This window comes from Amycolatopsis sp., from assembly GCF_035546795.1.
Classification (GTDB): domain Bacteria; phylum Actinomycetota; class Actinomycetes; order Mycobacteriales; family Pseudonocardiaceae; genus Amycolatopsis_E.
In genome coordinates this window covers 26,445-39,090 of sequence record NZ_DASZWC010000051.1, presented here as the reverse complement: position 1 = coordinate 39,090, position 12,646 = coordinate 26,445, and the positions used below count along the sequence as shown (strand labels likewise).

Genomic DNA, 12,646 nt, shown 5'->3' with positions numbered 1-12,646 from the left:
AAAGACCGAAACGCATGAACCCGATAAAAGGTGCGGACCGCCCATAGCGGCGGGCGAAGGGGGTTCGGACACCCGGCGTTTCCCTCGCGTTTGGTTGATCCCCCACAGGGCGTTGTTTCGCCTCCGTAAGTTCCGATCCGCTCACCGAGGAAGGGAAACGATGGACAAGCCCCTTTCCGTCCGGGCGCGCGGGATCACGAAGTGCTTCGGTGATGTCGTTGCGCTTGACGGCATCGACTTCGACGTAGTGGAAGGCCATGTCCATGGTCTCGTCGGTCCCAACGGCGCCGGGAAGACGACGTTGCTCGGCCTGCTCCTCGGGCTCGCGGTCGCCGACGAGGGGAGCCTGGAAATCCTGGGCTCGCCGGTCGGCCGGACTCTCGCCACTCCGGACGGTGTAACAGGATTCGTCGACGGTCCCGGCCTCTACCCGTCGCTCACGGCGCGCGGGAACCTCGCCGCGCTTGCCTCGCTGCGGGGGAACGCGCCGACCTCCGGCATCGACGACGTGCTCGCGCAGGTCGGGCTGACCGAGGTCGCGGATGATCGCGTACGCGGCTTTTCGCTGGGCATGCGCCAACGGCTGGGACTTGCCGCCGCGCTACTGGCCAAGCCCCGCCTGCTCATCCTCGACGAGCCGGCCAACGGCCTTGACCCGTCGGGAAAGAAGCACGTCCACCGAGTGCTCAACCGGCTCGCGGCGGACGGCGTGACGGTCGTGCTTTCCAGCCACCGCATGGACGATGTCGAGGCGCTGTGCTCGGAGGTCACGCTGGTGGCCACCGGTCGTGTCGTGTTCACCGGCCCGCTCGGCAAACTGTCCGCCGAGAACCGCGAACTCGAGTACCGGTTGGTCACCTCCGATCCCGCGGCCGCCCGTGAGCACGCCGCGGCCACTACCGGTGTCCACGTCGTCGAGGAGCCGGAAGACATCGCCCGCGGCAGGGAAGTCGTCGTTGTCCGCACGCTTGAGCCCGCGCTGGACGAACTCGTCGCACGGCTGGTGCACGCCGGTATCGCGGTTCGCGAGCTCGCCCCCGTCGTTTCGCCGCTCGAAACCGCGTTCCTCGCCCTTACCGAGCGGCAGGAAGGTCGGGCCGCCCGATGACCGCGACCGCCGTCGAGGCGTCTCCCAGCTCGGTCGCGCCTGCCGCTTCGGTGGCGCGCGGCTACCGGTTCGAACTCGTCAAACTGTTCGCGCAGTGGCGGATCCGTCTGCTTGTGCTGGCGTGCTGGATCGCGCCTGCGGTGTTCGTCGCCGCCGTGAGTCAGCAGAGCTCACTGCCGGTGGACACGTTGTTCGGCCGCTGGATGGGTACGACCGGCTGGGCCGGTTCCCTGGTGGTGCTTGGTTTCGCGGGCTCGTACGCGTTGCCGCTGCTGACTTCCGTCGTCGCAGGTGACGTGTTCGCCGCCGAGGATCGACTCGGGACGTGGCGCCATCTGCTGGTCGCGGTCCGCTCGCCGCGCCGGATCTTCCTGGCGAAGACGCTCGCGAGTCTCACCGTCATCCTGTTGCTCGTCGTGGGTCTGTGGGCATCCAGTGTGATCGGCGGCCTCGTCGGGGCCGGCAACGGTCCACTCATCGGCCTTGACGGACACGTACTTTCGGGTGGCCAGGCGGCAGGACTGGTCCTGCTCGCCTGGGTCTGCGCGCTTGGGCCGACGTTGTCGCTGGCCGCCATCGGCCTGCTCGGATCGGTTGCGTTGGGACGGTCACCGATGGGGTTGCTGCTGCCCGTGGTGTTCGCGTTACTGATGCAGCTCGCGCAACTGCTGCCGCTATCGGTTCCCGTTCGCATGGCATTGCCGGGCTACGCCTTCATCTCCTGGAACGGGTTGTTCACCAGCCCGATCCAGTCCGGCCCGCTCGTCGTCGGCGTAGCTGTCAGTCTGGTGTGGACGGTCGTCGCGACGGCCCTGGCGTACTTCTTGTTCCTGCGGCGTGATTTCACGAATCTCACCCACGACGGCTCGGTCGGTCGCGCGGTCACCGCCGGTGTGTTGCCGCTGGCCGGACTGCTCGCCGTGTCCATCGGCGTCCTCGCCGCGGCCACGCCGTCGTCGGGTAGCGGAATCACGCAGGACAAGGTGCAGCGCTCGGTCGCCACGGCGTTCGGGCACCTGTACCGCCTGCAGACCCAACAGCTCAACCGTCCCGTGGTCACCGAGGTGCAGTTGCAGACCGCCGCGGCGTGTGTGAAGGGCGGCGGCAGCGGGACGAACGAAGGGCCGGGCAACGACTGGCATTGCACGGTCACCTGGCATCTCCCTGGCGCCGCGGCGACCGGCTCGGCCATCTACCAACTCGACGTCACTTCAGACGGGCGGTACGTCGCCGACGGCGATGGACCGAAGGAAGTGAACGGCTACTTCCTGGTGCACACCTCGCAAGGGGACGCGCCGAATCCGTTGTGGCAGTTCGACGGCAACGTCGAACTGTTCCCCGCCACCCCGAAGGGATAACCAACATCATGCAGGTAAGGCGCCTTCGACGGCGTGCTGAGAAGCGGCATCCGCTTCTTGGTTCCCGTCGGCGGTTCACTCTGGCCGCAGCCGGAGTGTCCGCTGTCGCGTTGGCCGTCACCGGCACCGGTATCGGTGTCGCCCAGACCGAATGGCTCGGGACCGACCAGGTGGGTCAGGCCACCGACAACGGTCTGGTGGTCTCCTCCGATCAGACGGTCAAACCCTACGGCGACCAGATGGTCATCAACCAGGGCAAGATCATGTCGTCCACGGTGAGCCCGGACGGCACGCACCTGGCCGCGTCGATCACCGACGGCGGCTACGCGATGTCGATCGTGGACTTGAAGAGTTACAAGGTCCAGCAGCTCATCGGCAAGAACTCCGCCGCGAGCGTGCAGATCTCGGGTAACGACGTCGGCCAGGAAGGTCCGACGTACTCCCCGGATGGCAAGTCGCTGTGGCTGGGCGTGTCCGACGGGTACCAGGTGTTCTCGGTGAACCCGGACGGGTCGGTCGCGGCCAACCCGCGGTTCGTGTCGATTCCGCCCGTCAACGGCCGGCACGCGCTGGTCGGGCAGGCGACGTTCTCCCCGGACGCCTCGACGGTGTACTCGGCCGTGAACGGGCAGAACAAGGTCGTGGCGATCAACGCCGCGACCGGCGCGGTAACCCAGTCCTGGACCGTGGGTACCGCGCCGCGAGACATTGCACTGGTCGGCGGCAAGCTCTACGTGTCGAATGAGGGCGGGCGTCCCGCGCAGCCGGGGGACACCACGATGAACTCCTACGGCACCCAGGTCCCGGCGGACCCGAACACCGGTGCCGCCACCACCGGCACCGTGAGCGTCATCGACACCGCCAACCCGGCCGCCGCACCCGCGAGTATCCCGGTCGGGCTACACCCGACCGCGGTGTACGCCAAGAACGGAGCGGTGTTCGTCACCGACACCGACAGCAACGACGTGTCCGTCATCGACACCTCGAAGAACGCAGTGGTTCAGACCATTGCGACGCAGCCGTGGCAGGATGCTTCGGTCGGCTACGACCCGAACGCGGTGACCCTGACCGGCGACGGTCACCTGCTGGTGACGCTGGGCCGCGCGAACGCGGTCGCGGTGTACCGGTACACCAGCCCGATGACCCCGGCCGGCTACATCGGTCTGCTGCCCACTGACTACTACCCGTCGGAGATCAACGCGGTCGGCAACCAGATCGTGGTCTCGAACACCCGGGGTATCGACGCGCGCCGCTCGACCACCGACTCGCACGGCACACACGACACCACATCCAGCCTGACCCACTTCACGCTGCCCAGCGATGACGTGATCAAGGGCGAGACCGGTGCCGTGTTCTCCCAGAACGGGTGGCACGGCAACTCGCTGGCCAAGGCCGACGACAGGCACCCGGCGGCCCCGGTTCCGGTGCCGGTCAAGCTGGGTGACCCGTCGACGATCAAGCATGTGTTCCTGATCGTCAAGGAGAACCGCACCTACGATCAGCAGTTCGGTGACCTGCCGCAGGGCAACGGAGATCCGGCACTGACCCAGTACGGCGAGAACGTCACCCCGAACAACCACGCGCTGGCAAGCCAGTTCGGCCTGTACGACAACGCCTACGACACCGCGACGAACTCCGCCGAGGGGCACAACTGGGCGATGCAGGCGGACAACCCGGAGTACACCGAGTCGGACGCCGGTCAGTACACCCGCAGCTACGACACCGAGGACGACGTCCTTGGCCACCAGAGGTCCGGGTTCATCTGGACCGGTGCGCAGGCCGCGGGCAAGACCGTCAAGGACTACGGCGAGTTCCAGTCGTTCGAGCAGAAACCGGCCGGCGCGACCTGGCAGAACTACTACTGCGACGCGAAGAACATGGCCGCGACCGGCGAGCCCAGCGCCTACCCGATCAAGACCGGCTCGGCGATCCCGTCGCTGAACTCCGTGTCGGTGCCCGGCTTCCCGCTGTTCGACCTGAACGTGCCGGACGTGTACAAGGCCCAGGTCTGGAAGCAGGACTTCGAGAAGAACGGCCCGGCGAACCTGAACATGTTCTGGTTGTCCAACGACCACACCGGCGGCCCGAACAGCGCGGCCTCCGGGGTTGCGGACAACGATCTGGCGCTGGGCCAGATCGTGGACACGATCTCGCACAGCAAGTACTGGAACGACTCGGCCATCTTCGTCATGGAGGACGACTCCCAGGCCGGTGCCGACCACGTCGACGGTCACCGGGCGCCGTTCCAGGTCATCAGCCCGTACGCCAACCACGGCGTCGTGGACAACCACTACTACTCGCAGGTGACGGTCGATCGCACGATCGAGCAGATCCTCGGGATCCAGCCGATGAACCAGATGGACACCGCGGCGACGCCGATGCGCCAGGCGTTCACCCAGCACCCGGACTTCACCCCGTACAACGTGGTGCCCAACCGCACCTCGCTGACCAACGGTCTGAAGACCCCGCCCGCGTGTGGCAACGATGTTCCGGCCGTGGCGAACCCGGCGGCGGCGCCCGTGCCGTCGGCGACCGTCCCCGCGGACAAGCAGCAGGTCGCGGCCCAGTGGGACGCCTGGAAGTCCCAGCAGGCCTTCGCCGCGCCGAACAACGCCCAGCCCGACTCGGCCAACCCGGAGCAGCTGAACCGCTACGACTGGTACGACGCCCACGGCTGGGAGGTGCCCTACCCAGGTGACAACAAGGTGTACGCCCCCAGTGAGGTGCCCGGTGCCGTTCTTCCCGGTTCCGACGGCGACGGCTGAACCGCCTGGATAACGCTGCATCATCGAATTCACGAAGAGCCCCTGGCCGCCGCTGACGCCGGCCAGGGGCTCTTCCCGTTGCATCGGGACGGTGACTTGAGCTGATGGTGGTCATGGAAGATGAGGGCGACGCGGAAGAGGACTCAGACGGCCTGCGGCGGTGAAAGGCGGCAAAGTGGTTGGTCAATGGGCTGCTTATCAGAACGAGATCTACCTGCAGGGACTCGCCGGGACGAAGCCCCCGTTCACGACGGATCCGACCGCGCTGGAGGACGCCGCGGCCGAGGTGCTCACGCCCGAAGCGCTCGGCTACGTCGCCGGTGGCGCGGGTTCCGGCGGCTCGATGCGGGCCAACCGCGCGGCCTTCGACCGCTGGCAGCTCGTCCCCAGGATGCTCACCGACGCCACGGAACGCGACCTCTCGGTGACTTTATTCGGCGAACAGCTGGCCGCGCCCGTGTTGCTCGCACCCGTTGGCGTGCAGTCGATCGTGCACCCGGACGGCGAGCTGGCCACCGCCCGCGCCGCCGCCGGGCTGAACCTGCCGATGATCCTGTCCACCGCTTCGTCGCACACCATCGAAGAAGTCGCCGCCGCGAGTGGCGCCGGGCCGCGGTGGTTCCAGCTGTACTGGCCCAACGACCCCGACGTGTGCGCGAGCATCCTCGCCCGCGCTCGCAAGGAGGGGTACACCGCACTCGTCGTCACCCTCGACACGTGGTCGCTGGCCTGGCGTCCGCGCGATCTCGATCAGGCGTACCTGCCGTTCATCAGGAACATGGGCACGGCGATCGCGATGTCCGACCCGGTTTTCCGCGCCCAGCTGGAAAAGATGCCCGAGGAAGACCTGCCGACGGCTCTGCTGCGCTGGGTCAGCCTGTTCACCGGCGTGGACAAGAGCTGGTCTCAGCTGGCGGTGCTGCGCGAGCTGTGGGACGGGCCGGTCCTGCTCAAGGGCATCCAGCACGTCGACGACGCGCGGCGCGCGGTCGACGCCGGGATGGACGGGATCGTGGTGTCCAACCACGGCGGCCGCCAGGTGGACGGCGCGATCGGCTCGCTCGAAGCGTTGCCCGCCATCGCGCAGGCGGTCGGTGGACGGGCCGAGGTGTTGTTCGATTCGGGCGTGCGCAACGGTTCCGACGTGTTGAAGGCGCTGGCGCTGGGCGCGAAAGCGGTGCTGCTCGGGCGGCCGTACGTGTACGGGCTCGGCCTTGGCGGCGAGGACGGCGTGCGGCACGTGCTGCGGAGCCTGCTGGCGGACACCGACATCACGCTCGGCCTCGCCGGATTCCGCACGCCCGCGGAGCTTTCACCCGCCGCGCTGCACCGCGCTGAGGGCTAACGCATATTCGCAGGCCATGCGGATCTCCGGCCGCTAAACTGGAGACCGTATGTCCACACCATCCCCCCTTGCCGAACTGCGGGCCCGCCTGCCCGGGTTGATGTTGCGCGACGAGCAGCGGCTCCGTCGCCGGCTCGACGGTGCCCGCAAAGCGCGTGACCGGGAGCGGGTGGCGCGGCAGATCGCGAGCGACATCGACGCGGCCGAGCAGCGCGTGCGGCAGCGCGCGGACAGCCTGCCGAAGATCGAATACCCCGCCGAGCTGCCGGTCAGCAGGCGCAAGGACGACATTGCCGCCGCCATCCGGGACAACCAGGTGGTCATCGTCGCGGGGGAGACCGGCTCCGGCAAGACCACCCAGCTGCCCAAGATCTGCCTCGAACTGGGCCTCGGCGTCCGCGGTCAGATCGGGCACACCCAGCCGCGGCGGCTCGCCGCGCGCACGGTCGCCGAGCGGATAGCCGGCGAGCTGCATACCGAGCTGGGCAGCACGGTCGGCTACAAGGTCCGCTTCACCGACCAGAGCGGCGACGACACCCTGGTCAAGCTGATGACCGACGGCATCCTGCTCGCCGAGATCACCAACGACCGGATGCTGCGCCGGTACGACACGCTGATCATCGACGAGGCGCACGAGCGCAGCCTCAACATCGACTTCCTGCTCGGCTACCTCAAGCAGCTGCTGCCCCGCCGCCCCGACCTGAAGGTGATCATCACCTCGGCCACCATCGACCCCGAGCGGTTCTCGCGGCATTTCGGGGACGCGCCGATCGTCGAGGTCTCCGGCCGCACCTACCCGGTCGAGGTCCGCTACCGCCCGGTGATCGACCCGGACCAGCCCGACGACAAGGAACGCGACCAGGTCACCGCGATCAGCGACGCGGTCGACGAGCTGTGCGCCGAAGGCCCCGGTGACATCCTCGTTTTCCTTTCCGGGGAAAGGGAAATCCGGGACACTGCGGACGCGCTGAACAAGCAGGACCTGCGCAACACCGAGGTGCTTCCGCTGTATGCGCGGCTTTCGGCGGCGGATCAGCATCGCGTGTTCGCCAGGCACACCGGCCGCCGGATCGTGCTGGCCACCAACGTCGCCGAGACCTCGCTGACGGTGCCAGGCATCAAGTACGTCATCGACCCCGGCACGGCGCGCATCTCCCGCTACAGCCACCGCACGAAGGTGCAGCGGCTGCCGATCGAGGCGGTTTCGCAGGCGTCGGCGAATCAGCGCAAGGGCCGCTGCGGCCGTACGTCGGACGGGATCTGCATCCGGCTGTACACGGAAGAAGACTTCGACGCGCGGCCCGAGTTCACCGACCCGGAGATCCTGCGCACGAACCTCGCTTCGGTGATCCTGCAGATGACCTCGCTCGGGCTGGGCGAGATCGCCGACTTCCCGTTCGTGGAGCCGCCGGACAGGCGGCAGGTCAGCGACGGCGTGCAGCTGCTGCAGGAGCTCGGCGCACTGGAGCAGGGCAAGCTCACCGAGGTGGGACGGCAGCTCGCGCAGCTCCCGGTCGACCCGCGGCTGGGCCGGATGGTGCTGGAGGCGGCGAAGAACGGCTGCGTCCGCGAGGTCATGATCATCACCGCCGCACTGTCCATTCAGGACCCGCGCGAACGGCCGGCGGACAAGCAGGAGGCGGCGCAGCAGCAGCACGCGAGGTTCGTGGACAAGACCTCGGACTTCCAGGCGTACCTCAATCTGTGGGAGTACCTGCGGGAGCAGCAGAAGTCCTTGTCCAACAACCAGTTCCGCAAGCTGTGCCGCAACGAGTTCCTGAACTACCTGCGGGTGCGGGAATGGCAGGACATCTACAGCCAGCTGCGGCAGCTCGCCAAGCCTCTCGGCGTCACGTTGAACAGTGAGCCGGCGGATCCGCGGCACGTCCACCTGTCGTTGCTCCCGGGACTGTTGTCGCACATCGGGTTGAAGGATCCGGAGAAGGGCGACTACCTCGGCGCCCGTGGCGCCCGGTTCGGGGTGTTCCCCGGTTCCGCGCTGTTCAAGAAGCAACCGCGCTGGATCATGTCCGCGGAACTCGTGGAGACGTCGCGGTTGTGGGCGCGGGTGAACGCGCGGATCGAGCCGGAGTGGGTGGAGCCGCTCGCCGGGCATCTGGTGAAGCGCAACTACTCCGAGCCGCATTGGGAGCGCAAGCAGGGCGCGGTGATGGCCAGCGAGCGGGTGACCCTGTACGGGGTGCCGCTCGTGGCCGGGCGCAAGGTGAACTACGGCCGGATCGACAGGGAGACTTCGCGGGAGCTGTTCATCCGGCACGCGCTGGTCGAGGGCGATTGGGACACCTCGCACAAGTTCTTCGCCGAGAACCGGGCGCTGCTCGACGAGGTGGAGGACCTGGAGAACCGGGCCCGCCGCCGGGATCTGCTGGTCGACGACGAGACCCTGTTCGAGTTCTACGACCAGCGGGTCGGCGAGGAAGTGGTGTCCGCACGGCATTTCGACACCTGGTGGAAGCAGGCGCGCCGCGAGCAGCCGGATCTGCTGAACTTCGAAAAGGCCATGCTCATCAATTCCTCGGCGGAGGAGGTGCGCGAGTCCGACTACCCCGACACGTGGGTCCAGGGCTCGCTTCGGTTCCCGCTGACGTACCAGTTCGAGCCGGGTGCGGACGCGGACGGTGTGACGGTGCACATCCCGCTGCCGGTGCTGAACCAGGTGAGCCCGGACGGGTTCGACTGGCAGGTGCCCGGCCTGCGCGAGGAGCTGGTCACGGCGTTGATCAAGTCGCTGCCGAAGCAGCTCCGGCGGAACTTCGTGCCGGCACCGGATACCGCGAAAGCCGTGCTGTCCCAAGTGAATCCAGGCGACGGCGCGCTGTTGACGGTGCTCGGGCGCGAGCTGGAGTACCTGCGCGGCGTGCCCGTGCCTGCGGATGCGTGGCAGCTCCCGGCGGTGCCCGAGCACCTGCGGATCACGTTCCGCGTGGTCGACGACAAGGGCCGGAAACTGAGTGAGGGCAAGGATCTTCTGGCGCTGAAGCATTCGCTGAGCGGCGAGGTGCGGGCGACGATCTCCCAGGCCGCGAACAGCATCGAGCGTTCCGGCCTGACCAGCCCGGCGTTCGGGGATCTGCCTCGCGTGTTCGCCGGCACGCGGCGTGGCCATGAGGTGAAGGCGTACCCGGCGCTGGTCGACGAGGGGCCGACAGTCGCGGTGCGGATGCTCGACACGGCCGTGGAGCAGCGGCAGCAGATGTGGCTGGGCACGCGGAAGATGTTGCGGCTCAACCTGCCTTCGCCGATGAAGTTCGTCAACCGGAGCCTGAGCAACAATTCGAAACTGGTGCTGGGCCGCAACCCGCACGGAGGCGTCGCGGCGTTGCTGGAAGACTGCGTGGACTGCGCGGTGGACAAGCTGATGGCCGACAATGGTGGCCCGGCCTGGGATGAGGCCGGTTTCGCGGTGCTGCTGGAGAAGGTCCGCGGTTCCCTCAACGTGACCGTGCTGGATGTACTGTCCGAAGTGGAAAAGGTCCTCCGCGCGGCGAACGACGTCGAGGCTCGTCTCGGAGATGCCCGTGGCCCGGCAGAGTCGCTCGCGGACATCCGGCAGCAGCTCGATTCCTTGGTGTTCAAGGGTTTCGTGACGGCGACGGGTTTCGACCGGCTGCCGGACGTGGTGCGATACCTGAAGGCGATCGACCGGCGCATCGAAAAACTGGCCAACGCGGCCGCCCGCGATGTGCGGATGCTGGGCGATATCCAGTGGCTGACCGAGGAATACCGGGCCGCGGTGCGAGCCCTGCCGCCCGGCGTGGAGCCGGGCCCGGCGCTGGTCGAGGTGCGGTGGATGATCGAGGAGCTGCGGGTGAGCTTCTTCGCGCAGACACTGGGGACGGCTTATCCGGTCTCGTTGAAGCGCGTGATTCGCGCCCTGGATGACGCGGCGGCGTAAAGCAGCACACGCCCCGGGTGGGGCTGGGCGTGGGGACGCTTGCGGTCGCGTCATCGGGGCGCGATAAACCCAAAACGCCATAAAATCACCACCGTCGCTGCGACACAGTTGATTCTTATCTTTTGCACAGTGCCGGCCCAGTTACCGGCCCGTGATCGGGGGTAGGTTGGCTCTTGCCGGTGGAGATGCCGGTGAAAACGAAAAAGAAAGAGGTAACGAAAATGGCGAACTTCCCGCTCCCCCCGAAGCCGGTCCGCAAGCCCAAGCCGCGGCCGAAGCCCGCTCCCAAGCATCGCTGAGGATGGTTCTGAGCAGGTAGTTCAGCGGGGCGAGGCCCGGCGTCCGCAAGGGGGACGCTGGGCCTTTCCTCGCCATGAACAAAAGGGGCACGAAATGACGGTGCGGCAGGTTTTCCGCCGCTTCTTTCGTTATGTCAAAGGTGACCGGAAACTGCTGGCCTTCGCCGCGTTGCTTTTGCTGGTGAATGTCGGGACGGATTTGGTGGCGATCTGGACGTTCGCCGCGATCACCGACAACGCGCTGGTCGCGGGGAACCTCGACGGGTTCTGGGAACCGGCTGGGATCTGGCTGGCGATGACGTTGCTGGGCGGCACCGTCGCCTACGCGGGGCGGATGCTCACCGCGCGCGTGGCCGAGCGGTTCCTGCTCAAGCTGAGAGACACCGTCTACGCCCACGTGCAACGCCTCGCCCCCGACTTCCACCAGAGATACGGCCTCGGCGACCTCGTGGCCAGGCACTCCGGCGACGTCGACGCCGTCGAGCACCTCGTCGCGTCCGGGGTTGTGGAGACGTTCGTCGCCGCCATGAGCGCGGTCGCGTTTGCCGGAGCGGCCTTGTGGATGCGGTGGGATCTCGCGCTCGCGGCATTCGCCATCGCTCCGCTGTTTCTGTTGGTGGCCAAGTGGTTCTCCGGCAAATTGCGAGTCGCCGCGCGGGACGAGCGTAACGTCAACGGGGAGATCAGCTCGGCCGTGGAGGAAGGGCTGGCCAACTTCACCGTGGTCCAGGCCTACAACCAACAGCCGTTCGACCAGCATCGGATCCACGAACGCGGAGTTTCCTGGCTGCGCGCGAAGCTCGCCGAGGCCAGGGTCAGCGCCGCCTACGCGCCGCTCGTCGGGGTCACCGAGGTGATCGGCACGCTCGGCGTGCTCGCGCTCGGGGCGTGGGAGATCGAGGCGGGCCGCGTCACGCTCGGCGGGCTCATCGCGCTGACCGGCTACCTCGGCTACCTGTATCCGCAGGTCCAGGAGCTGGGCCAGCTCCAGCTCACCATCAACTCGGCGACGGCCAGCGCCGAACGCATCGTCGAGCTCCTCGACGCGCCCATCGCCGTGCGCGACCCGCGGCGGCAGCTCGTCGCGGGGAGGGCGGACGGGCTGATCGAACTCCAGCGGGTCAGTTTCGGTTACCAGCCAGGCAAACCGGCGTTGCGCGACGTCTCGTTCAAGGTCCGGCCGGGGCAGTTCGTGATGGTGACCGGGGCCAGCGGCGCGGGCAAGTCCACGATCGCCAGGCTGCTGCTGCGGTTCTACGATCCGGCGGCCGGTGCGCTCCGGCTGGACGGCGTGGACATCCGCAACCTCAGCCTGAACCTGTTGCGGGACAACATAACCCTGCTCCCACAGGAGACCGCGATCTTCACCGGCACGGTCCGCGACAACCTGCGCTACGGCCGTCCGAACGCGACAGACGACGAGATCGTGGCCGCAGCCCGCGCGGCCGACGCGCACGGGTTCATCAGCAGCCTTCCGCAGGGCTACGAAACCGGGCTGAGCCAGCGCGGCCTCGATCTTTCCGGCGGGCAGCGGCAACGTATCGCCATCGCCCGCGCCATGCTGCGCGACACCCCGGTGCTCGTGCTCGACGAACCGACCGCGGGGCTCGACGGCGAGACGGCCTCCCGCGTGCTGGGGCCGCTCCGGCGTCTCATGGCGGGCCGCACCACAATCCTGATCACACACGACCTGCACCTGGCCACCGACGCCGACGCGATCGTGGTGCTCGCCAACGGGCGTGTCGCGGAGATCGGCACGCACCACCAGCTCGTGCTCGCCCGGGGCGCATACCGGGCCCTCCACGGAGACCGGCTCGACCCGCCCACGATGCCGCTGCTGCCCGTGCGCTGAGCC

Annotated in this window: 6 protein-coding genes; all 6 read left to right on the top strand. The window is 67.8% G+C overall.

The window, feature by feature from the left end; all coding sequences use genetic code 11:
- Positions 1–160: 160 nt before the first annotated feature.
- Positions 161–1,108, top strand: a complete 948-nt coding sequence (locus tag VHD82_RS26610; RefSeq protein WP_325709616.1) for an ABC transporter ATP-binding protein — start codon at positions 161–163, stop codon at positions 1,106–1,108.
- Positions 1,105–2,466, top strand: a complete 1,362-nt coding sequence (locus VHD82_RS26605; RefSeq protein WP_325709613.1) for an ABC transporter permease — start codon at positions 1,105–1,107, stop codon at positions 2,464–2,466. Before VHD82_RS26610 ends, VHD82_RS26605 begins: the two co-directional genes overlap by 4 nt.
- Before the next feature lie 8 nt (positions 2,467–2,474).
- Entirely contained in the window at positions 2,475–5,231 is a 2,757-nt protein-coding gene (locus VHD82_RS26600) for an alkaline phosphatase family protein (RefSeq protein ID WP_325709610.1), read from the top strand.
- A gap of 175 nt (positions 5,232–5,406) precedes the next feature.
- Positions 5,407–6,576 (top strand): lactate 2-monooxygenase, encoded by a 1,170-nt coding sequence (locus VHD82_RS26595; protein ID WP_325709607.1) that lies wholly within the window; start codon positions 5,407–5,409, stop codon positions 6,574–6,576.
- A 49-nt stretch (positions 6,577–6,625) separates the two neighbouring features.
- A complete protein-coding gene (hrpA, locus tag VHD82_RS26590; RefSeq protein WP_414637580.1) occupies positions 6,626–10,492 on the top strand; it encodes an ATP-dependent RNA helicase HrpA in 3,867 nt (1,288 codons plus the stop codon).
- A 393-nt stretch (positions 10,493–10,885) separates the two neighbouring features.
- Complete coding sequence (locus VHD82_RS26585; protein WP_325709604.1) at positions 10,886–12,643, top strand: ABC transporter ATP-binding protein; 1,758 nt, start codon at positions 10,886–10,888, stop codon at positions 12,641–12,643.
- Positions 12,644–12,646: the final 3 nt, after the last annotated feature.